At 45.6% G+C, this 24,651-nt stretch carries 13 protein-coding genes; 4 read left to right on the top strand and 9 right to left on the bottom strand.

Annotated features, from left to right (window positions below):
• Positions 1-11: 11 nt before the first annotated feature.
• The 5 genes from V7S65_RS28145 to V7S65_RS28125 all read right to left on the bottom strand — a co-directional run bounded on the left by V7S65_RS28145 (position 12) and on the right by V7S65_RS28125 (position 10,954).
• Complete coding sequence (locus V7S65_RS28145) at positions 12-4,169, bottom strand: two-component regulator propeller domain-containing protein (protein WP_336389191.1); 4,158 nt, start codon at positions 4,167-4,169, stop codon at positions 12-14.
• Between the two features lie 111 nt (positions 4,170-4,280).
• Positions 4,281-4,883: an IPT/TIG domain-containing protein gene (locus V7S65_RS28140; protein WP_111577973.1), complete on the bottom strand. Its 603-nt coding sequence runs from the start codon at positions 4,881-4,883 to the stop codon at positions 4,281-4,283.
• A gap of 27 nt (positions 4,884-4,910) precedes the next feature.
• Positions 4,911-6,044, bottom strand: a complete 1,134-nt coding sequence (locus V7S65_RS28135) for a glycan-binding surface protein (protein ID WP_336389192.1) — start codon at positions 6,042-6,044, stop codon at positions 4,911-4,913.
• Between the two features lie 33 nt (positions 6,045-6,077).
• Positions 6,078-7,760, bottom strand: a complete 1,683-nt coding sequence (locus tag V7S65_RS28130; RefSeq protein ID WP_079470934.1) for a RagB/SusD family nutrient uptake outer membrane protein — start codon at positions 7,758-7,760, stop codon at positions 6,078-6,080.
• Between the two features lie 11 nt (positions 7,761-7,771).
• Positions 7,772-10,954, bottom strand: a complete 3,183-nt coding sequence (locus tag V7S65_RS28125) for a SusC/RagA family TonB-linked outer membrane protein (protein ID WP_111577976.1) — start codon at positions 10,952-10,954, stop codon at positions 7,772-7,774.
• 447 nt (positions 10,955-11,401) lie between these two features.
• Here V7S65_RS28125 and V7S65_RS28120 point away from each other — a divergent pair, with 447 nt between their 5' ends.
• Complete coding sequence (locus V7S65_RS28120) at positions 11,402-12,430, top strand: aldo/keto reductase (protein WP_336389193.1); 1,029 nt, start codon at positions 11,402-11,404, stop codon at positions 12,428-12,430.
• A gap of 126 nt (positions 12,431-12,556) precedes the next feature.
• Here V7S65_RS28120 and V7S65_RS28115 read toward each other — a convergent pair whose 3' ends face one another.
• Positions 12,557-13,627, bottom strand: a complete 1,071-nt coding sequence (locus tag V7S65_RS28115; RefSeq protein WP_336389194.1) for a PDDEXK nuclease domain-containing protein — start codon at positions 13,625-13,627, stop codon at positions 12,557-12,559.
• Between the two features lie 503 nt (positions 13,628-14,130).
• Between V7S65_RS28115 and V7S65_RS28110 the strand changes: the two genes are divergently transcribed.
• The 3 genes from V7S65_RS28110 (at position 14,131) to V7S65_RS28100 (ending at position 20,367) form a co-directional block, all read left to right on the top strand.
• Positions 14,131-16,674, top strand: coding sequence for a TonB-dependent receptor (locus tag V7S65_RS28110; protein WP_079470938.1), 2,544 nt, complete (start codon positions 14,131-14,133; stop codon positions 16,672-16,674).
• A gap of 164 nt (positions 16,675-16,838) precedes the next feature.
• Entirely contained in the window at positions 16,839-17,855 is a 1,017-nt protein-coding gene (locus V7S65_RS28105) for a helix-turn-helix domain-containing protein (RefSeq protein WP_336389195.1), read from the top strand.
• Between the two features lie 127 nt (positions 17,856-17,982).
• Positions 17,983-20,367 (top strand): outer membrane beta-barrel protein, encoded by a 2,385-nt coding sequence (locus V7S65_RS28100; protein ID WP_336389196.1) that lies wholly within the window; start codon positions 17,983-17,985, stop codon positions 20,365-20,367.
• A 6-nt stretch (positions 20,368-20,373) separates the two neighbouring features.
• Here the strand turns inward: V7S65_RS28100 and V7S65_RS28095 are convergent, their stop codons facing one another.
• From V7S65_RS28095 to V7S65_RS28085, 3 genes are all read right to left on the bottom strand, one after another.
• Positions 20,374-21,498 carry a tetratricopeptide repeat protein gene (locus V7S65_RS28095; RefSeq protein ID WP_336389197.1) on the bottom strand — a complete coding sequence of 375 codons (1,125 nt, stop codon included), beginning with the start codon at positions 21,496-21,498 and terminating at the stop codon, positions 20,374-20,376.
• Between the two features lie 17 nt (positions 21,499-21,515).
• Complete coding sequence (locus tag V7S65_RS28090) at positions 21,516-22,427, bottom strand: DKNYY domain-containing protein (protein ID WP_111577983.1); 912 nt, start codon at positions 22,425-22,427, stop codon at positions 21,516-21,518.
• A gap of 410 nt (positions 22,428-22,837) precedes the next feature.
• Positions 22,838-24,625 (bottom strand): RagB/SusD family nutrient uptake outer membrane protein, encoded by a 1,788-nt coding sequence (locus V7S65_RS28085; protein WP_336389198.1) that lies wholly within the window; start codon positions 24,623-24,625, stop codon positions 22,838-22,840.
• Positions 24,626-24,651 lie beyond the last annotated feature (26 nt).

The raw sequence follows: 24,651 nt of genomic DNA, 5'->3' as shown, positions 1-24,651 counted from the left end.
TCCGGATAAATTTATACTGCTTTCTTCGGTGAGTCCTTGCCCGACTGCTTGATATACGCAGAGGGTAATACGCCAAATTCTGCTTTGAAAGATTTAGTGAAATAATGCGGGGTGTTGAATCCCACTTCGTATGATATTTCCGCAATACTGAGCTGGCTTTTCTCCAGCATCTGTGCGGCTTTCCTGAGGCGGATAGACCGTATAAAATCAACCGGTGTTTTACCGGTGAGCAACAACATCTTTTTATAAAGGGATACCCTGCTGATACAAAGATGCTTGCTTAATTCAGCTACACTCAAGTTAGCATTCTGCAGATTTTCTTCCACATAGGCCAGCGCGGCGGCAATAAATTTTTCATCTACCGATTGGATGGAAATATCTGCCACCTGCACGTCTACCTGTTTGGTATAAACCTTTTTGATGGTGGTTTGTAAAGTGAGGAGATTCCGGATCTTTGATACCAGCATTTCAAAATTGAATGGCTTACAAAGATAATCGTTGGCGCCTGTTTCCAGTCCTTTCATCTGGTACTCTTCCCCTACCAATGCGGTGAGCAGGATAATCGGGATATGCGAGGTTCTTTTATCCTGTTTGATTTTTGTGCACAACTCCAGCCCGTTCATTTCAGGCATACTCACATCGCTCACAATCAGGTCGGGATGCAGCGCCAGCGCCTTCTGCCATCCTTCCTTGCCATTGGCGGCTTCCAGTAAACAGAAATGCTCCTGCAGATTATCTTTCAGATAAAATCTGAAATCATCGTTATCTTCTACCAGCAAAACGGTGGGCTTCTTATTCTTCTCCCGTTGCGTAACAGCAGATGGCTGATGTTCCGTGATCACCGGTTCTTGTTCCGCCGGTTCGGTTTTTAATGGCAACTCGACTATAAAGCAACTACCGCCATTGGTAATAGATTCCACGCGAATGCTGCCCTGATGCAATTTCACAAACTCCCGCGTAATAGATAAACCAATACCGCTGCCCTGGTTGATGAGAGAAGCAGGAATGTCATGCTGATAAAAACGGTCAAAGATCCTATCTACTTTTTCCGGGGGAATACCAATGCCGGAATCCATTACATTGATGCGAAGGGTTACGGTATTACTGTTATCATCGCCCGGAAGACAATTCAGGAACACGCCCACATGGCCGCCTGCCGGTGTAAATTTAAAAGCGTTGGAAAGCAGGTTGAATAAAATCCTTTCTATCTTATCAAAATCAAAACTGGTTTCGAGGGAAGAAATATCGGTATCAAATGCAAACTTAATATTCTTCTGCTCTGCAATATCCATGAAAGAAAAGGATACTTCTTTAATAAAACGAATGATGTCGCCCGGCCTGGCATCCAGTTTCAGCTCATACACCTCCATCTTTCTGAAATCCAGCAGTTGATTTACCAGGTTCAGCAAACGTCTTACATTACGTTTGATCATATTTACCTGTGCGTTCTGTTCTGCCAGCTGCGGGTCTTTCAGCATTTTATCGAGCGGCGCGATGATCAGCGACAATGGTGTTCTGAACTCATGACTTACATTAGTCAGGAATTTAATCTTCAGCCGGTCCAGCTCATGCAGCCGCCGGGCTTCTTCCCGCTCCTGCTCGCGGCTCCGTTGTGCTTCCTGTTTTTCCTGCTCCTGTAAAAACTGTGTGCGTATTTTTTTGATGCCCCGGTATCTCAGGTAAAATAAAAGCGCTAAAGCCAGCAACACATAGGAGATGTAGGCAACCTGTGTTTTCCAGAACGGCGGAAGAATACGGATGTTTATTGACAGCACCTTTTCATTCCAGGTATCATGTGCCATGGATGTTCTCACTTTAAACACATAGTTGCCCGGATCCACATTGGTGTAAGTGGCTTTGCGGATCTTGTTATCAGAGGCCACCCAGTTTTCATCGAGGCCCTCCATCCTGTACTGGTACTTTACCTTATCCGGATTCAGGTAATCCAGCGCGGCAAATTCTATCGAAAAAAAATTCTGATTATAATTCAGTACAATATCTTTGGTGATAGTAATAGAAGCAGGAAGAATCACTCTGCCGTTTATTTTTTCACCGGCTTTTACAGTATGATTAAATAACTGGAAATCTGTAAATACCAGTTCCGGTAAGATGTTGTTGATCTTGATACTTGCCGGATCGAAAAGATTAAAGCCGCTGCCTCCACCGAACACCATTTCTCCCCTGGCAGTTACCAGGGAAGCATCTTCATTAAACTGCTTTCCCTGTAAGCCGTCTTTTACATCATAATTAATAAAGTTCAGCTTGTACACATCATTCTTCACTGACACTACCGCATTGGAAAGGCCATTGGCCGTACTGAGCCAGAGGTTATGGTTTTTATCTTCCCGGATACCAAGGATGTTATTGTCGGGCAATCCATCCTCTTCCCGGAACTGTAAAAAACGTTTGGTATCAGGATTAAAAATATTCAGTCCTTCACGTGTACCAATACAGATATATCCCCTGCTGTCTTCAATCATCGAAAGGATATTATCATTCGCCAGGCTGTTGGAATTATTATTTTCGTGCTGATAATGCATAAACTTGCCGGTCTTTTTCTCCAACACATCGATACCATTCGATGTGCCGATCCAGATATTTTTGCGCCGGTCTTCCAGCAGGGTGAAAACGTAGTTTGAACGGATGCTGACGGAATCTTCCCTTCTTAAATGCTTAAATGTTTTTGTTCCCGGATCAAAAATATCCAAGCCACCAGACAGGGTTCCCACCCAGATGCGGTGCTCGCTGTCTTCCATAATTTCATAGATACTGTTATTAGACAAACTATTGGGGTCCTGTTCATCATGACGATAATGGGTAAACGTTTTTCCGTCGAAATAGTCCAATCCACCGAGGTAGGTTCCAATCCATAAATGCTGTTTGTGATCTACACAAAGACTTACCAGCACGTTGGTGCTTATGCTTTGCGGGTTGAATCTATCGTTTACATACGCCTTATAGGTGCCGGTTTGCCGGTTAAAATAGGTAAGGCCGCCGCCGTTACTGGCCAGCCACAGGTTGCCTTTTGCATCTTCCGCGAATTCGTTTATATCGCTGTAGTTGAGTCCTTCCGGTTTCAGTGGATTATGGCTGTACAAAGGGAATTTGAAGAGATCCGGATAGTAATAATTAACGCCTTTTTTATACGTCCCCGCCCAGATCATACCGGCTGCATCGCTGTACAACGTGGTAAGACTATTTTGGGAAAGACTGTTCTGATTACGTTCGTCCATCACCAGGTTCTGCATATGAAACCCGGATTTATCGAGCAGGTTGATGCCGCCGGGATCGGTGGCAATCCATACTTTGCCTTGTTTATCCTGCATCACCGCAGTTACTACATTTGCACTGATCCTGTTTTCCGGCGCATCTTTATAAAAGTGTTTCAGCAGGTTGCCGGCGGGACTGTAATAGTAAAGTCCGTCGCTGCTGCCGGTAAAAACCCAGATATCCTGCTGGCGGTCGACGTACAGCCGGTACCTGGTGGCTTTCTTTTTAGCCAGGGTTGTATACAAAGGCGTGGCCCTGTACACTACTTTACGGGTGCGGGTATCAAATTGTTCCACCCATCCATCGAGGTAAGCAATCCACAAATCGCCACGTTCATCCAGTGCCATATCGCATACAGCGGTGGAATGAAGCGTGGTGCTGTCGTTCGCCACAACGCCATAAGCTTTTATTTGTTTGGTGTGTTCATTAAGAATGATAATGCCATGATCCGCATGTAAAAAATAAAACTCCCCATTGGCGCCTTTCAGTACTTTTTCTACCTGGTAGCCATACACCTGCAGCGGGTGCAGCAATTTGGCTACATCATCATTGAAGCTGTCTGTTTCCGGATCATAGATAGAAAAGCCCAGCTGTGTTGTAATCCAGAGGCGGTTTCCGGGGGCATCATAAATATGGGTGATAAAATTATCGCTGAGAGAAGTGGCATCATTCAGCCGGTGTTTATATACTTTAAATTTAGAACCATCAAACCGGTTGAGCCCATTCAGGGTGCCCATCCACAGGAATCCTTTTGCATCTTTTAAGATACTGGTAACTCCATTATGCGACAGCCCGTTATTTACATCCAGGTGAGAGAAAGCATACGGCATATCCTGCGCAGCAACAGATGTGCAGTACATCCATAACAACAGCAGATATTTTATATTGGCAAGTTTCATCTTATAACGCGGACGTAATTGAAAAAATGATGGTATATCCCCGCTGCCGGTAGCGACAGCGGGCGATATGAAAATACGATTCCTCTGTTTAAAATGTATGCTATTTTCGGGTTATTCAATTACCAGCGGATTTTCCGACTCAATATCCGCTGGCGCAGTACCATCGGTGCTGAACACCAGGGTGCCGGTAGTGGCCGTGGCCGGTACTTTCAGCACCAGGTCTGTCAACGACTTACTGACAAATTCCGTTACGGCAGCATCGTCGTTACCAAAGGTGACCCGGGTTACCCAGTTTACAAAATTGCCTTTGATGGTGATGGTTGCGCCTTTGGCGGCGGAAGCCGGAACGGTGGTAATGGTTACCGCCACATTGAGGTTTAATACCGTTTTGGATACTACATCGCCTTCGGGTGCTTTCAGGGTAACCACTCCTTTCTCCGTTTCCTGCGGAACCGTGATCACGATATGATCGCTTGTTTGTTCTGAGAAAGCCGCGGCTTCTACGGTAGCGCCTTTCAGCGCGATGGCGGTTACTTTATTAAGATTGGTGCCGATAAAGCTGATCTTGTCGCCGGGCTTTGACCCCGAAGGGCCAAAGCTCAGCAAGGTTACCTTATCCGTTTTAACGGCATCATCGTCGTCTTTACTGCAAGACATCAAACCCACGGTGAGCAGGAGCAGCCAAAGCAGTGGCGTATGCAAAATAGTTTTCATTGTAATGAGTTGAATACTTGTGAACACTTATTTCTTAATCACTTTTGGCACTACGCGGAAATTGTCGAACGACATATCGCAATCGAGTTCACCCGCGCCATTGAATACAATCCTGGTGTAGTATCCGTTGGGTTGCACCGTTTGTTTGGCGTAGGCGGCGGTCACTTCTTCGTAGGGGATAATCACCGTTTGCCAAACGCCTTTCGTGTCGTAGGGAGGCTTCCAGGAGAAATCGCCCTGGCCATCATTCTTCACGCCTATACAGAATTTAAGCCCGTTATTGTTGTAGGGTTTCTTCGTGTTCAGTTCAAACTTCAGGTTATAATTTTCCGGTTTGAGGATGGCTTCATCCGGGATATTTTTACTGATGGGCCCCATCGCATCTGCTGGTCCGCCGGCCAGTTCCACCCATCCCCAGTTGCTGATGGGTTGTTTTACGCGGATGTAGTTGCCATTGATAGCAGCGGGATCATCTGCGCCCGGATTGGTAACTACAAAGGAATAATTCCACCAACCGGTGAAGGGGTCGCTGCTGATAAATATATTCCTGTTGTCGCGGAACCAGAAATCGGAAATAGCTTCGCCGAAATTGGTTTTAATGGTGATTTGCCCCGGTTGTGCACCGGCTGGTACTCTTACTCTCAGTTGCTTGTCTGTTGTTTCCACTATTTCGCCGGTAGCGCCACCAGTGAATGTTACCGTTACAGGTGGATAGAAAAAATCACCGGTGATCACCGCTACATCTCCGGCGGCCACATATTCACAATCCATCCGGGTAACCAGTGGTTTGCTGATCTTTACCGGAAAATCATACTCGAGTTTTTTTCCGCTGGCGAAGATGATCTTTAGTTTATTATCTACTTCTACCGGGATCTGGGAAGGTATACTTACGAGTATAACGGTGGCAGTAATGTAGGGTTGTGTAAGACTTGCTTTCTGATCATTGAACCAGATTTCCCTGGCATCTCCCAGGTTCTCACCCACAATGGCAATGAGCACGCCCTGCCCCGCTTCTACCAGCAGGGAATCTGCGGTAGCGGGATCTGTCAGCCGCACATAACTGATACGCGGTTCTCCGTTGTTGGGAAGGTTATCTTTGGTACAGGAAAAGATTCCTATACACATAATAAGAACTACTATGGAGCTATATATCTTTTGCATGAGTATATTATTTTTTGTAAAAAACGTATAGGCCTACTTGTTATAATAATCTACCGCCGGCTTCTTCAGATTCGGTGCCTGGCTTAATTCTGCTGCAGGTATTGGAATCAGGAAGTTACCGTCGTTGGCGATAATTTTCCGGAAAGAGGCCCATGATGTTTTCACGCATTTCCACGATGTAGGATCTGGCATTTTATCAGGTGCCGTGGCAAACAGGCCCCTGTCCTGCGAGTTTAAGATGGCGTATGCTTTTGCTTTATTATAATAGTGAAGAGACACGAGGTCGTACCACGCCATTCCTTCCATTGCAAATTCTACAATGCGCTCATTAAAGATCACATCAGCAGTGAGCGGATCTTCAAAACGGGGCAATCCGGCGCGGGTATGCACGGCATTAAAATATTCCAGGGCTGTAGCGTCTGTAGTGCTGGCGCTGTTGCCCAGCACGGCTTCTGCGTAGATCAGGTACATTTCAGACAGGCGCATCATGTAAGTATCGTTACCATAATTTTGTTGCGCCGACTGTCCGCCAACATCTGCGGCCCTGCCGGTTACATATTTCTTGATGCAGAGGAAATTATTATCGCCGGTATTATAAGGGTAAATTAATTTAGGAGTGGTACCATCTGCCAGCTTCTGGGTAATTTCCGGGTAGTAGGCGCCCGGCATAAAAAAGGTGGCTTTCAGTCGCTGGTCCAGTGTTCTGCCGCTGATCAGCGTATCACCGGAATTCACGAACCCTTCATACTTGCTGATCATCCACCAGGTGGCGCTTTTATCGCCTCCCCAGCCATCGCCGTTACACATTTTGCTGTCGTAGTTCAGGTCAGACGGCGCTGCATTAGAGGCGCCCCAGTCGCCCGGTGCGTATACCCATTGCAGTGAGAACATCGACTCTGCATTGTTATCATAAGGAAAGAGGAAGAGATCGTAATAACTTCTGAGTAATGAATATTTGCTTTTGGTGATTACCCGTTGGGAGAAGTATTTGGCGCTGTCCAGGTCCGATTGGTTGCGGGCGCCGGAGCCGTTTGCACCCAGGCCTGCGCGGGTGAGATAAAACCGTGCGAGCATGCCTTCCGCCGTCCATTTGGTGATGCGGCCTTCGCGGGCAGGCACTTCCGGCAGATCTTCCGAGAGGGCGCGCATTTCGCTGATCACAAATTTCCATACACTTTCTACCGTGTTTTTCCGGAGAGAAGTGTCAGAGATCAACTTCAGGTTATCTTCTATAACAGGCACTTCTCCCCAGTTCATTACCAGGTAACGGTAAGCCAGCGCCCTCATAAACCGCGCTTCTGCAATAGCCATTCTTTTTGCAGCAGCAGAAACTTCCGGACCTGCATATTTATTGATATTGGAAATAGTGAGATTCGACTGGCCGATCACAATAAAGAAAGATCGCCAGGATGCGCCATTGGCCGTAGTATTAGCGGTGGTATTAAATTCCACATTCTCTTTATCATTCCATCCCGAATAAGCAGTACCTGCCCTGAAATCACCGATGCTGATGGCGGAACGGCCGTTGTAATCAGACCATACTTTACTGTATAGCAAAGCAGTTGCTGCCATCAGCTGATCATCCGTTTTATAAAATCCCGCATCCACAATGGCATCTTTGGGAGGACGTCTTAAAAATTCTTTTGAGCAGGCTGCCAGTAAAAAAACAGATAACAGCAGCGCTCCGTGGTATATATTGAGTGTACTTTTTTTCATAACCAGCAATTTTAGAAATTAACGCTTAGGGCAAAAGTGTAGATGCGGGTGAGCGGGTACCGTCCGAAATCAAGTCCTATAGCCTGATTCGCAGAGCTGGCATCCCTTCCTACATAACCACCTACTTCAGGATCGTATCCGGTGTAGCCCGTGAGTGTGGCCAGGTTTTGCGCACCAAAAGTAAACCTGGCACCCCTGACTATTTTTTGTTTTGCCAGCAGGGAAGCAGGCAAACTATAAGAGAGGGAAACATTTTTCAGCCGCAGGAAAGAACCATCTTCCACGTACCGGTCGGTGATCCGGCCGTAGTTACCATTTGGACCATTGGATATCCTTGGGATATTTGTTCCCGGATTGGATAAGGTAACATTGCCGTCTTTATCCGTTACCGGTTTAGCGTAGTCCATCGCCTCCACCATCATGTTGCGGCTAAGATTGACCTGGTTGGGATTGGAGTTCACCCGCGCCAGGTAATTATATACATCATTGCCGTAAGTACCGGTGATTAGAATGCTCAGGTCAAATCCTTTGTAAGAGAACGTATTGGTAAAACCACCAAATACTTTCGGATAAGGATTGCCTATATAAGTTTGATCATTTACATCAATAATACCGTCAGGCTTTCCCTGCGGACCGCTCACATCTTTGAACTTTACATCTCCCACCCAAATATTGTCCACATTGGTAGGAAGACGCTGCCCGGTGTTATCTACCGGTACCGCGCTTTTATTGATTTCATCTACCGATTGGAAAATACCTTCCTGGATGTAGCCCAGGAACAGCCAGGGCGCCTGGCCTACCACAGATTGCTGGGTCCAGTTGTCCAGCCACCACGAAGTGCGGTTCAGCACTCCTGCTTCCGTATTGAACTTTTTGATCTTCGTTTTGAATCCAGAGAGGTTGAGACTGGATTCCCATTTAAAATCTTTTGTGCGGATATTGGTAGTGTTGATAGTTACGGCCCATCCCTTATTTTCCAGGGAGCCAATGTTTACTGTAGGCGCTCCTACGGCTCCAATTCCGTTGGTACCCATGTACCAGGGCAATGGAATATCCATCAGGAGGTTGTCGGTATTTTTTATGTAGTAATCGGCCTCGATGCTGATTTTATTATTCAGGAAGCCCAGGTTAATACCAATATTATTGGTTTGGGTAGACTCCCACTGTAACCCCGGATTAGCATACCGGGATGTTAAAAATCCCGTACCGGTTGGTGTGGCAGCGGCCTGCATAGGCGCATAAATACCGGCGCTCCAGCCAGAGTTACCGGTGATACCGGTTTCAAATCTCAGTTTAAGATCGCTGATAAAAGGTACCTGGAAGAAGCGTTCCCTGGAAACACGCCATGCTGCTGAAAGTGCAGAGAAGGTGCCCCATATATTTTCATCTCCGAAATTTGCTGAACCATCTCTCCTCACGGATCCCGACAGGATATACCGGTCGTCGTAATTATAATTTATTCTTCCGAGATAAGATTCCATTGCCCAGTCGCCCTGACCGCCGGAGTTGGTAGCATCAGCTGCATCACCGGCATTCAGATCCAGGATATCATTGGTAAGAAACCCTTTCCTGCCGCCGGTTAAATTTTTCCAGTTGGATTCCTGTGCCTCGTGGCTCACCATGAGATTGACATTGTGCTTTCCGAATTGTTTGGAGTATTCAATCAACTGGTTCCAGTTCCAGTAGGTGCTTACATTGCTTCCGTTGGTAAGACTAGCCCGGTCGTTTACCGCCCAGCCAATAGAATAGGTAGGCAGATAATTTTCCGTGTTGGCAAAGCCAAAATTGGTATTGAACGTAGTTCTGATATAGAGATCTTTGATTGGATTTATACTGGCGCCGATGCCACCGATCAGCTGCCGTCTTACTGCCCTGTTGATATTCAGGTTGGCAATGGCAATAGGATTTACCGGGGTATAGATATTGGCGCCATTAGTAACATCGCCGCCGCCCCAGGAACCATCCATATTTTTCACGGGAATTTGTGGTGTGAGCATCAACGCGGTGGAAATGATATTCTCCTGGCTGGTGGTGAGATTTTCCTTTGTTTGGTTGAAGCTGAGATTAGCGTTCAGTGCGATCCAGTTGCGGGGTTTATTGTCGAGGTTTAACCGGAACCCATACCTGTTAAAGCCGGAGCCCAGGGCAACACCATCCTGTTTCATGTATTCGCCGGAAAGGTAGTAGGTTGTTTTTTCGGTACCTCCGCTCAAACTCAGCTGGTGCTTGCTCATGGGGGCGTTTCTGAAAAGTTCCTTTTGCCAGTCGGTACCCTTGCCCAGCAGGGAGGGATCTTTAAACTCTTCCTGGGTATTGCCACCTGCCAGCGCGTGGTATTCATTTACCATCTGTGCATACTGGCGCAGGTCCATTACGGCTACATGTGGTGGTGGCGTTTGTATATTATATTGGAAGGCATAATCCATTTTAGTATCACCGGCTTTACCTCTTTTGGTGGTTACGATCAGCACCCCATTGGTGGCCCTGGAGCCATACAACGCGGTGGCAGAAGGCCCCTGCAACACTTCAATATTTTCAATATCTGCAGGGTTAAGGCCGGCCAGTGGATTGGACGAACTGGTTGACCCAAAGGAAATGGCAGCGCCGGGCATCTGCACACCATCTATTACGTACAACGGTTCATTGGTACCATTAATAGAGTTCACGCCACGGATATTAACGGAAATGCCGCCGCCGGGCTGACCGGAATTTTGTGTAACATATACACCTGCAGAACGTCCTTGTATGGCCTGTTCCAACGTGGTATTCACGGTACGGTCCATTTCTTTGGAGGTAACCGTAGTTTGCGCGCTGGTGAGATTAGCTCTTTTGGCCTTACCATAGGCCACTACCACCAGTTCATCGAGCTTACTGGTAGCAGAAGTAAGGGATATGCGGATAACATCTTCCTCTCCTACACGGACTTCCCTGGTTTGATAACTGAGGTAGGTAACGACCAGCACATCTCCTTTCGCGGCGGTAATGGTGAATTCTCCATTAAGATTGCTGAGCGCCATTGTTTTGGTTCCTTTTACAAGCACGGTTGCACCGGGCAAGGGCTGCGATTCACCTGTAATCACTCCCTTTACAGCACGGGATTGACTGTATGCAGTCAGGGAGCAGCTGATCATTAACAATGAATAGCAGAGGAAAAAACAGCATACGGGTTTTAACCTTGTTAGAGTTTTTTTCATTGATGAATGATTTGGAGGTGAGGTAATAAGTGTTTCATAACGTTTGTTTTAAACATACTGACGGTATCTGGTTGATATAAAAAGTGGAATTTGTAAGATGGAAATCGTTCGTTTTATGGCATTCATACAATGCATCATAAAAGTGGTATAGGCCAATTTTACAAATCATAACGTCTGGAATTCATGATGAAGCTATTGTTCTTTCATAAGAATCCATATCAGCTTTGATAACGATTATAACACAAATGTTAACCGGCGATAACAAACTTTAAATCAATTATTTACGTAAAAAATATTTAAAAAAATGGTAGTTTACAGGGTCAGAAAAATACTACTATTGATAAATAAGTATTAACAATAGTAGTATCTGAGAATAAAATTTCCGGCGATATTTGTGATTCTTTTTGATGGCTTAACCATATTTTGAACCCAACAATTTAGTTTCTTATGAAATACACCACCCTGGGAAATACCGGATTGATTGTTTCCAGATTATCCTTTGGCGCCATGACCTTTGGCAGTGATCCATCTATGCCTACAATATATAAGGTATCTGATGAGGAAGCCCGTAAAATGATTGACACATCGCTGGCGGCAGGCATTAACTTTTTTGATACTGCCGATGGATATGCCGGTGGTCAGTCGGAAGTAATGCTTGGCCGGTTGCTGGCCAACCGCCGGCATGAAGTAGTGATTGCCACGAAGGTGGGGTTCCGCAATGGTGCACCAATAACGCAGTCGGGGCTTTCCCGCAGGCATATCCTTTACTCCTGCGATCAGAGCCTGAAGCGCCTGGGCACCGACTACATCGATTTGTATATTGTTCACCGGGAAGACCCCGTAACCCCGCTGGAAGAAACCCTTGCCACACTGGACGGGTTGGTTAAAAGCGGTAAAGTGCGGTACATCGGTTTCTCCAACTGGTCGGTATGGAAATCGGCGCTTGCCTGGCAGATGCAGCGCGATAATGGCTGGACTACCTTCTGCAACGGCCAGATGAACTACACCCTTGTTGGCCGTGATGTAGAATACGATGTGGTGCCGTTTATGCAACAGGCCGGAATAGGTATGACGGTTTGGGGTCCATTGGCGGGTGGATTCCTGAGCGGCAAATACACCCGTGAAAATCTGAAAGAAGAAGGGAACCGTCTTTCCGGTTTTGATATTATTCCGTTCGACAAAGAAAAGGGCTTTGTACTGGTAGACCGGATGAAAGAAATAGCTGCCGCACATAACGCCACGGTGGCACAAATATCACTGGCCTGGTTGCTGACCAAACCAGTGGTATCCAGCGTAATAATTGGCGCATCCAAAGTGCCGCAGCTGGAAGACAACCTGAAAGCAGCCGCCATTGAGCTTTCCAGTGCGGAAGTGGAATTGCTGGACAGCCTCACGGCTCCGGGGCCGTTATATCCGCACTGGTTTAATCACAACCTGGCAGATCCTCAGCATGTGGCAGCTGGGTTGATTAAGTAATTAAAATAACCCGGTCTTCCGGGGCCGGGTTATTTTAATTACCTTATAAACTGCAGTTTCCGGATAGTGTATCCGAATTAGTTATCTCCCAGTATAACTTACTACGACTTTGTTTGAAAGAGTTTTTTATTCGACAATTCTTTTCAGTTCAGCCTTGGTGGGTAGATATAGTTTATATTCTTTGGCAAAAATGGTCCTATTGTTTTCCGGTAAGGTGATTTCTATTACTGCATCACTCTTGTCTTTACAAATGATGATACCTACTGTCGCCTTCTCGGATTTAGTTCTTATATATCGATCGTAGTAATTGACATACATCTGCATCTGACCTATATCCTGATGTTTTAGTTTTCCTATTTTCAGATCTACTAATACAAAGCATTGTAACAGGCGATTGTACAAAACCAGGTCTACAAAAAAATCTTCTCCATCCAATGAAAACCGAACCTGCCGCCCCTGGAAAAGAAAACCTTTTCCCATCTCCAGCAAAAAATGCTCAATTTTATTTATGATGGCTTTTTCCAGATCCGATTCTGTATAACTGTTCTTCTCTTCCAGCCCTAAAAATTCCAATATGTAAGGAGTTTTCAGTACATCCTCAGGTTTTTCAACAAGCTGCCCTTTCCTGGCGAATTCCTTTACACTTTTTTTGTCCTTGCTCAATGTCAGCCGTTCAAAAAGCCCGCTATTGATTTGCCGTTGCAACTCGCGGACACTCCAGTTACCCTGTGTGACTTCGATTTCGTAGAAAGAACGCTCAGCTGTATCTTTTATTCTGCAAAGCGCTACATAATGGGACCAGGACAAGGGGAATACTTCTGCGAAAGAAGCCTGAAACGCCGTTTCTGATTTCAGCGAAGATTTCGCAGACGGTGTCTGCGGAATTGGTAACTTCTTTTGCCGGTTTCTATAGATCAAGAAGAAAGTTCTTATTTGCTCCAGATTCCTTTGAGAGAAGCCATTACCGAATTTTTTGCAAAGCTCTTTACTAAGCTGCTTGATTGTTTCCTGACCATATACTGCTTTAGTATTTCCGCCCTGTTCATGTTCAACGATCAGCCTACCTAGATGAAAGTAGGTGAATACCATCAGACTATTGGTGTTCCTTACCGCCTGATGTCTGGCAGCTTCCAACAGATCAACAGCTTGTTTGATCAATATATTACTTGTTATCGCAGTTGTTCTCACTTTGGTCATATGCTGTGTATTAGTTTTTAAACCCAGTACATATACACATTGGCGAAAGAAAAGGTACACTGCAGTTTCTGCCGGCGTATTCTAATTTGTAACCTTGCGGATACCGCTATATTTTTTGAGGGCAATGTTGTGCGTGTCATAGCCCAATAAAACTCCCCTGCCCCCCTCTAAATGAAATCCTCCCGCACATTATTTTCTCAACCAATCAATCTTTTTTATCAAGCTAACATTTATTTTAAGCCAAATATCTTATTAATAAACTATATATCATCTATATACAAATACTAAATATTAATTACTCCACCAATTCTATAGGATATGTAATTATATTTTGTATTTTTAATCCGGGAATAACGCCCCTCAACCAATTTCATTCTGTACGTACATGGCATAAGACCTATAGGCTTTTTACCGGGCTATTTCTATGAGCTGATAACAGTGCATCCCTATTTCTTCTGCTGTCAAAAGCTCGCGCATATTAGAAAACAATTAATTCAACCACAATGATAAAACTACTACCATTATTCCTGCCTATCTTATTAGCAGCTAACATAGCAGCCGCACAAACCACCCTACAGGGTGTGATAAAAAACGGAGAGGGCACACCTTTACCTGGAGCCACCATATTAGTAAAAGGCACCAACGTGCATGCACTCGCGGATTCTGTTGGCCGCTTCTCTCTTGAAACACAAAAAGATCCCCCGTTCACCCTATTGGTTAGCTTCATTGGTCATAAACCAAAGGAACTACATGTTCCCAAACAACCATCCGGTTCCCTGCAGGTAGCGCTTACGAAAAATGATTTGCTGTCGGAAGTGGTGATCACAGCCAGACGACGGAAGGAAACACTGCAAAATGTGCCCATTCCCATATCTGTGATCAGTGGCGCCCTGGCGGAAGATGCCGGCGCATTCAATGTAAACCGCTTAAAAGAACTGGTTCCCTCCGTACAACTATATTCCTCTAACCCGCGTAACACGGGGCTGAGCATCCGCGGACTTGGCACTACCTTCGGTCTTACCAACGATGGCATTGATCCGGGTGTAGGATTTTATGTAGATGGCGTGTATTATGCCCGCACTGCCGCTACTACCATCGACTTCCTCGATGTAGAACAAATTGAAGTATTGCGCGGCCCACAAGGAACACTGTTTGGAAAAAATACCACCGCCGGCGCATTTAACGTAACCACACGTAAACCGAGCTTCACGCCGGGCGCCAGCTTTGAGCTTAGTTATGGCAACTACGGATACATCCAGGCGAAGAGTTCTCTCACCGGCCCTTTAGGAAAAAAAGTAGCCGCACGCTTGTCGTTTTCAGGTACGCAACGCGACGGATTGCTTTACAATGTTGCCAAAAACAAACCAACAAATGACCTTAATAATCTCGGCGCCCGCGCACAAATATTATTCAAGCCTTCGGAGAAAGTAGACATCATCTTGGCGGCAGATGCCACCCGGCAGCGCCCCGACGGATATGCACAGGTATATGCAGGCACCGCTCCTACCCTGCGTGCAGGCTACCGGCAATTCAACAGCATCATCACAGACCTCAATTATAAACTGCCAACGCTTAACCCATTCGACCGGGTAATTGACCACGATACCCCATGGCAATCCTACCAGGACTTCGGCGGCGTGTCGCTCAATGTTGATATCCAGCTGGGACCCGGAAAACTGACGTCCACTACCGCTTACCGGTACTGGAACTGGGATCCTTCCAACGACCGGGACTTTACAGGACTACAGGCTTTGGCGCTATCACAGGCGCCATCGAAACATAAACAATGGTCGCAGGAAGTACGTTGGGCAGGATCGCTGCATCCCCGCCTCAGCGCAGTGTTTGGCGTGTTTGCCTTTGGCCAGCAGCTGGATCCGGATGGCGCCCATACTGAAGAATCTGGCCGCGATCAGTGGCGCTTCTCTCAAAGCACAACCAGCGACCTGTGGAAAACCCCGGGACTTTTTGACGGATATGGTATCAAATCCTATCCCCGGCTTAAAACTTTTAGCGGCGCTTTCTTTGGTCAGCTCGACTGGAAAATTTCCAATCGTCTGAACCTGTTGCCCGGTCTACGTTTCAACTATGATGATAAAAAAGTGGACTTCCGCCGCGATACCTATGGCGGTTTACAAACAGAAGACCCGCAACTGATTGCGCTTAAAAATCTGGTTTACACCTCGCAGGCATTTAAAACAGATATCGACGATACCAACTTATCCGGTCAGTTAACACTGGCATTTAAAGTGAACAGCCGGATCAATACTTTTGCTACCTTCTCTACGGGCTTCAAACCTATTGGCCTTAACCTCGGCGGATTGCCCACCGCTTCCGGCAAAACAATGCTGGAACTGGCCGTGATCAAACCGGAAGAAGTACGTCATTATGAAGTGGGTATCAAAACCTCGCCCAGCCCCAATTCAACCGTAAACCTCACGGTTTATAATACCGATATTTCCGACTACCAGACCCAGGTACAGGCGGCAGATCTTTCTGTAAACCGTGGCTACCTCGCCAATGCAGAAAAAGTTCGTGTACGTGGCGCTGAGCTGGATGCCAATATAAAAATCAAAGACTTCCTCTCTTTCTATGGAGCGTTGGCTTACACCGATGGTAAATACGTGACATTCAAAAACGCACCGCCACCACTTGAAGAAACCGGTGGCCCTACGTTCAAGGATATTTCCGGTGGCGAATTACCCGGTATCTCTAAATGGGCCGCATCTTTAGGCGGAGAGGTAACCGCTGCCGGAAAGCTGCTGGGCCACGATGGCAACTTCTTCCTGGCGCTGGATAGTTACTACCGTTCTTCCTTCTCTTCTAATCCTACTCCTTCCAAATACCTGGTAGTGGATTCATATGTACTGCTCAATGGCAGGGTGGGATTCCGGGCGCCAAACGGCTTGTCGCTCTTTGTTTGGGGCCGCAACCTGCTCGACAAAGATTATTTTGAACAACTGTTACCCGGAGCCGGGAATGCAGGCCACTATGCCGGTGTACTGGGGGATCCGCGCACCTATGGCGTAACAATACGGTATTCTTTATAAATAATTTTATCGGCATGCTGTTGCAAAGTTTACCGCTTTGCAGCAGCATGTTAATAGATGCCGGCCAATAGTACTGATGACTTTTACTAAAATTTCACCTATATTTCATTAGTAAAACTCATCCTGCTTCATCCATGAATATTGGCCAGCAAATATTATTTTTTGTGAGCGCTTTAGGTGCGTTTAACGGTATTGTTCTTAGTGTTTATTTATTATTAGGGAAGAAGAAAAGATCTGTTCCCACTATCTTCCTGATTACGCTGCTGCTGGCCCTTAGCATCCGGGTATCCAAATCTGTTTTCCTCTATTTCAATCCTTCCATACCCAGGATATACCTGCAGATAGGCTTGTCTGCCTGCTTTCTCATAGGCCCGGCCCTCTATTATTTTTTCAGATCGGTGCAGGAAAATGTCACTAAGATACCCGCCTCCTGGAAGTGGGTATGGGGAATATTGCTGGGGATTATTATACTAACAGGCAGTATTCTTCCTTATCCCGCTTACCCGGCTATCTGGAATAATGTAATCGTTTATATCATTTACCTGGAGTGGATGATTTACCTTATTGCTACCGGGTTTGTATTGAAAACGGTGTTGAAAACTTTTCTTGTGAACCGTTCTGCGTTAAATAGTACAGAAAAATTCCGCCTGTTGCTGTACACCGGCAACTGTCTTGTTTTCCTGGCCTACCTGTTGTCGTTAGCGAATATTATTTGCGGGATATATATTATTGGCCCGGTACTCTTTTCGTTCCTGCTATACCTCAGCATTTTTTATAATTTACAGGGAGCACGGTATGAAAACGGACTTCCTTTAAAATCTGAAAAGAAAAAAATAGCAGCACCCGATGCGCAGGTGTGGATAGAAAAACTGGAAACAGCCATCCGCGAAAAAGAACTTTATAAAGATCCCAACCTTAAACTCAACGACCTGGCGAAGATTATTAACATCTCTGTACACCAGTTATCCCAGTTACTGAATGATAACCTCGGAAAAGGGTTTTCCACTTACATTAATGAATACCGGATCAATGAAGCCTGCCGGCTGATCACAACTAACGACCACCTTACGTTTGAAGCCATCGGATATGAGGTTGGCTATAACTCGAAATCTACTTTTTATGCCGCTTTCCGGAAAATAAAAGACACCACTCCTGCCCTGTACAAAGAAAATATCTCCTGATCAAAATCCTGATACCCAACCAGTTAAAATTCCGTACAGTACGGTTTTATAAATCCGTACGCCTGAATTCAGCAAATGAAACTCCTGCTGGCTAAACGAATTCTAGGTTTGCGGAAAACCATTATTGATGATAAAGTTTTCAGGGATACTCTGCATCCTGCTAATCCTATATTCCTCTATTCACGGCCAGATGATCATCAGCGGAAAGGTAACAGATGAAAAAACCGGGCAAGGCATAGGGTTCGCTTCCGTTAGTATTTTATCTGCAAAAGACTCCGGGCTTGTTAAAGGACAGGTCACCGATTCGGCAGGTGTCTTTATGTTTCAGAATATCCCGACGGGGAAATATATCCTGCTGTTATCTTCTTACGGTTATAAAAAAATTTATAAAGATGTGATACCAGCAGAAGATATTATTAACCTGGGAAATATCCCCATGTCCGGGGATCTCACGTTGTTGAGCGAAGTAGTAGTGGCCGGACAAAAGCCTGCCTTCCAGCGTATAGGCGATAAACTCGCGGTGTCTGTTTCCGGGAACCCGCTTTTCCATACCGCCGCCAATACTTTTGATATCCTGAAAAAAGTACCCGGGCTGGAAGTGAACAGCGATGGCACTATCCAGATGTCCGGCAGGATAACCCCGGTTATATTCATCAACGGCAAGCCTGTCCAGATGAGCCCGGAAGAGCTGCAACAATACCTGGGAAGTCTTTCACCCGGTATGATTGCATCCATTGAGGTGATCAATAATCCCTCGTCCCGGTACGATGGTGAATACAAAGGGATCATCGACATAAAACTGAAACAGGACCTTACACTCGGCTGGAAAGGCAACGCCAATATAGTACTGCAACAAAATGCCTACACCCTGGCTGATAATAATTTCTCGCTGACCTATAAAACGGGAAAGCTGGTATACAGTGCCCGCCTGGGTTATGTGACCGGTGAAAGAATTTACCGGTATAAAGGACTGCAGCATCTGGCCAATACCAATATAATGGCCACTAATACCCAAACAATTACCCGGAACAACAACCTTAGTTATCAACTGGGCATAGATTATTATCTCTCAAAAGATCACCAGGTAAATATTGTGGGAAGAGCTTACCGGCAAAACCGGCAAATCGATGCCTTTAATACCCTTCACACTACCGACTCCACAGCGCAACACCTGGTTTCCCATACAAATACTTTTACCTATTCCACTCCGCTACAGGATAACTATGCCGCCAACCTGAACTACAGCGGCCAGTTCAGGAAAACCACACTGGAAGTTCTCAGCACATTCCTTATGATCCGCAACCAGCAAAAGGAAGACATTCAAACCAAAAATACGATCACAGATCATCTGCTCGATTACTGGAAAACCAACCTGTATAACAACATCCTGATACGATCGGTACAGGCAGACCTTTCGGGGAATGCAGGCAAGGGCAAATGGGCCGCCGGTGGCAAGTTTGCGTTTACCACTACAAAAAACAACTTATACTATGATACGCTCCACACCTCCGGCGTATTTGCACCAGATGCCAGTCGCTCCAACAACTTTAAATACGATGAATATATTTCAGCAGCGTATGCCTCTTATGAAAATACCTACCATCAGTTGAGTTATACGGTAAGCCTGCGTGCGGAACATACGCACAGCACCGCCAATGCCATTACTGAACATACAGTTACTACGAGAGACTACCTCACATGGCTGCCGGGATTGAGCATCACCATTCCCATGAAGGCTTCGCAGCAGCTTCATATTTCCTACAGCCGGCGCATGACAAGACCTAACTTTGCACAGTTAAATCCATTCCGGTTTTATAACAGTCCGCTTAATTATTTTGTAGGTAACCCGTACCTGCAGCCATCCACTACACAAATGTTAAACATCGCCTATACCAGGAAAGCGCTGCAGGTATCCCTGCAGGTTGGAAGAGAGTCGGACCCGATGACCCGTTACCCGGAATACGACAGTGTTACCAATGTGCTGCAATACCTGGGCAAAAACCTTCCCTATAACGACTTTGCCGGCATTGAAATAAGTTTTCCGCTGACGGTTAACAAGTGGTGGCGGATGAGTCATAATATCAGGGGCGGGTATAAAAAAGAACAAACACCCTATCATGGCGTCACCTACGCGATACCTATATTCGACTACAATTTAACCGGCAGCCAGGTATTTACTTTGCCGCAGCAGATCACCATCGATATCTCGTATTACTACCGCTCGCTGAGTGGTACGGGGTTGTATGTGTCCAGGTCTTTAGCCAGCGTGGATGCAGGCATCCGGAAAAGCTGGTTGAAGGGAAAATTCAACACCGGGATCAATTTTTATGATATGTTTGATACCTATCGCGTAAGATATATTTTCCGGGAGAAAAAAATTATTGATAATGCTTTCACACACTGGGTTGGCGCCCGGAGAGCCGCTTTAACGCTAAGCTACAGCTTTGGAAAATCTACCCACAGCAGCAAGCAGCGCGCAAAAAATGAAGAAGAAAACAGGGCCGGGATATAAAAATGTCTATTTATTACCTGCAACTGTTTTGTATCTCTTCTCCAGGATATTAATAACCGTATTTTTCAGATCATCATACTTAACATCATCATTAAACCCGATACCGTAATTAAAATGTGTTCCACCCTTCGACCCGCAAAGAATATACTTCGGGCCGCCCATTTCCACGGAAATGGGCGAATATTCCGTTTGTATAGTGAAATCCACATTTCCTATGGAATCAAGAACATAAAATATCTGTTTGTTATAAATCCTTTTGGAACCTTCTTCATATCGTTCAAAAGCCTGGATGGATTTGTCTTTCCACTTAAACTGGTCAAAGCAGAACATATCTTCCATGTTTTCTTTTAGCCGTCCTTGTTTGTGCGCATCATATAAACCGGCCCTGTACACCTTTGCCTTTTCATAGGTTTTATTATGATAATACACCTGGATCAGCTTTGCATAGGCATGATAATCTGATGAATCGGACTGGATCACCGCGAGAAAAGCTGTTTCTGCTTTATCATAGTTGCCGCTTAAAGATTCAATCTGGCCGATGTTAAACCACGACTTAGTATATCCTTCACTGCCACCGGGAAGCTTTGTTGTATTGTAATGAAGCGCCTCCAGCGCTTTTGCTTCCTGGCGCAGACTAAAGTATACCTGGGGAACCATCAGGAACGGGCGCTCACCGGGACTGTTCTTTTCTCTTGCCGTTTTATAATTTTCAAGCGCCGATTCATAAAGATGAAGATTATAATAAGCATCACCCAGGCCGCTGTAATACTCCGCAGTATCAGGTTTCAGGGCAATAGCAGCCTTAAAGCATTTAATTGCCTGGTCAAACTGCTGCATGTAGTTCAGCGTAGATCCTTTTATAAAATGCGGCCTGTGATCATTGGCATCCTTAGCAATAGAGAGATCCATAAACTTCAGGCAGCTATCATCTTCCTGTTTCATAAAATACGCATAACCCACGTAGTACAATGCTGCCGCAGACAGCCGTTCCGGCGCCGGAGCGTATTGCCCGATAACTGCATCAAATTGCTTACTGTCTGTTAACTTCTGTAATACAGCAGTAGTGCTATCCTGGGCAAAGGCGGTTGCCCCCAGGAAGGTTAGCAGTATGGTTACGATGATCCTGTTCATAAATATGTTATAAGCCGTTAATTAGTTTCTGCACACATATCCAGGTAACGCCGGTGATCCGCCGGCTCAATATCAGCCGTGCTGAATACTTTCTTTGCTACTTCAAACGCATAAAAGGAGGAGGATATTTTTTCTCCTTTAAAATAGTAATCCTTCTTATCCTTCGCAAATGCCTTATATACGGGATGTACTTTAAAAGAAGGATGGTCTGCCACCAGTGGATCGAGGTTGTATCGATAGTAGTAAACCTTTTTCCCGTCGGTGATATACTTTGAGCCTGCGTATACCTTCATACTCCCGGGCTTTACTTTATAGATCGGAAAGATCTGATAATAGAGTATCTGCCCGTTCAGGAAATATCCTCCACCGATCAACGTAATATTCTTTTCCTCCAGGTCGGTAGGAACGATATTGGTTCTGTCGTACATATCTCTCATTACAACAGATAAATTTTTCCCATCTCTCACCAGGTAGCTTCCGCTCATAGAATCCAATACGGTTATTATTCCAAACGTCTTCCGGTCCATTACGGTTACATGATCAACATAGTCGCCTACAGGGCCGAAATCGGGCATAAAGTAAATGTTCTTTTCATCGGCTCCTATCACTGATTTTAGTTTTGGGAAAAGATTGAATTCGGGATACAGGCTATCGCGGCTGCCGAGGCAGAAAAAAGAAGCAGGATTGGCTTCCTGTACGATGCTTTTGTAAAAATAAACCTGGAATTTATCTTTTGAAAAAGCCCCGCCCAGGTACCTGAAGGAAGCAATATCTTTAGGCTTTAATGTTTGGCTCCGGCTTCCGCGGAGCCCGAATGCGCTCGTACTGTGAAAGGTTACTTCTGTATCTCCCACATCTACTGTGAGATTGGATTGTGCAAAGAGACAAACAGGCACACAACAAAAAAGAAAAGCAAGCCAACGGAACATAGATTAATATTTATTGGGGAAATTTTAAGCAATAAATATACTGGATTCTTCCGGTGCCCGTTATGAAGTGAGATAATAAAATTACAGGATAAATTTATGATAGATAGGAAGAAAGGGACTATTTTTTACAAAGTAGTCCCTTCTTAAAATAGACAGCCCTGACGGCATCGCCAGTCCATGTCAGGTGGTCTTCAGTGTGTGTTACTGTCGAACCGGCGGCGGCAGGTAACTACCTCCTGGCATATTTAACATGCCTTTTCCCTTTACGCTCACTACCACAACTCTTTATTGCAGCAGCCGAAGGTGATTTGAGGGCGGCTCCTGAAAGCCGCCCCCGATCGCCCTGCCATCCGGGCTTGGAATGTTTATAATCAAAGCACTAACCTGATGTCAACATTCATTCAGGACACTTACCATCCTGGATTTTGACCCAATTTTGGGTTTAACGTGGTTTCATTTGTCGGGATAGGCAACAGATAATCCCGTTTCAGATTGAATCTATACCCCTGATCCATGGCCCCATAGGTCTTGTAAGGGTCAATATATCCTTGTGCATTAACGGGGACAGTAGCCAGCGCCCTGAGAAAATCGGCTGTGGCACCGGGATAGTTTTCCCATTGTTTCCGGTATGCTCCCAAAGGGCGCTTGCCAACAAGCAGCTCATCTGCTGCCGCCCAACGGAAAATGTCATCTATCCTGAACCACTCTGCCGCCAGTTCAATTTTGCGCTCCCTGCGAATTTCATTCAGGATAGGCGATAGCGTAGGAAACTCCCGGTTGGGATCTGATGGAATATTAGCTAATTGTAATAAGCCGTTAGACATACCTACCCGTTTGCGTAAAGCATTAACCGTTTTGTCTATGTCGGATTGGGAGATGGTTCCCAGTTCAGCCTGGGCTTCTGCATATGCCAACAAAATTTCCGCATAGCGTATGTATATATATCCCTGTGTACTTTGAGATGCATTGAATTCTGTATAGTCTCCGGTATGCCCTTTATACACCTGATAGCCGGTGGAAGTGTTATTAGCGCCATTGATCTCGAAGGTGGGCGTTGTAAAAAAGAGTTTGGTTTCATACCATTTCACATGTTTACCATCATCCACCCAAATCGTTTGGTTCAACCGGGGATCACGATTGGTTACAACATCTTTTAAAGTGCGGTCCCCGGCATATAACGGGCTGCTTGCAATAGGAAGACCATCCAGGCAAAGGTAGGAGTCCACCATGCTTTTAGAAAGCCCCATGCCTGCGCCGTTTACAGAATAACGGGTCCAGGTGTGAGTCACCTGGTCAGCTACCGAATATTTGTGCCACAAGAGTACTTCCTTGCTGGCAGCGTAATCTTTCCTGTTAAATAACATCCAATAACCATCTTGTACCCCGATATTGTCCAGCGCCGGGAAGCCATTAGTTTCAGACATGCGGATCAGTTCTCCGGCAGCAGCCGCTGCTTTCTGAATAAATTTGGTGCCATTGGAACCAGCTACTTTGAAGGGCGTTCCTTTCTGACCATGATATTTTTCCCAGGTACCTTCATACAGTGCGATTCTGGCTTGTAAAGCTAATGCCACTTCTTTGGTGACATGCCCCGTCCAGGAACTACCTCCTCTGACAGGAAGATAATTGATGGCATTGTCCAGATCTAATAAGATAGAATCCACCACCTGGTTGCGGGGTAGTCGTCCCGCATAAAGCTGATCTGATGCCGGAGACAATGTTGTGGACGACCAGGGCAGATCTCCAAATTTCTTCAGCTTGTCAAAGTAGAAAAGCGCACGGAAAAATAATGCTTCGCCTACGTACTCCTTCACTTTATCCCAGGGAGCATTCACCTTCTTATAATGATCCATAAAGTAATTGATATTACGCAGTACAGCCCAATCATCCGCAGACCAGCCGCCGCCGGAAGAAGGAACAGTAGCCTCACCATTCATGCGTCTATTGTAATTGATCCCTATATTGGTTTCGCTACCATCGGCGGCATCAATAGTATAAGGGCCGGCTCCCCAGGCTCTGCGTGAGGGCAACAGGGCATCCTGATTATAAAAATTGTTCACATATAGCTTTAGGTCATTGGGGGATTTCCAATAGTCTGCGTCGCTGATATTGGCCAATGGTAAGCGTTCTAAAAACTTGTCGTTACAGGCAACCAATAGTAGTATTAAGCTTGCCCATGCGTATATAAATCGTTTCATACTTATATCGTTGGATAATTAAGAAA

Source organism: Chitinophaga sp. CCNWYY40 (genome assembly GCF_037483205.1).
GTDB classification, from domain to species: Bacteria; Bacteroidota; Bacteroidia; order Chitinophagales; family Chitinophagaceae; genus Chitinophaga; species Chitinophaga ginsengisegetis.
This window is presented reverse-complemented; position numbering and strand designations above follow the sequence as displayed.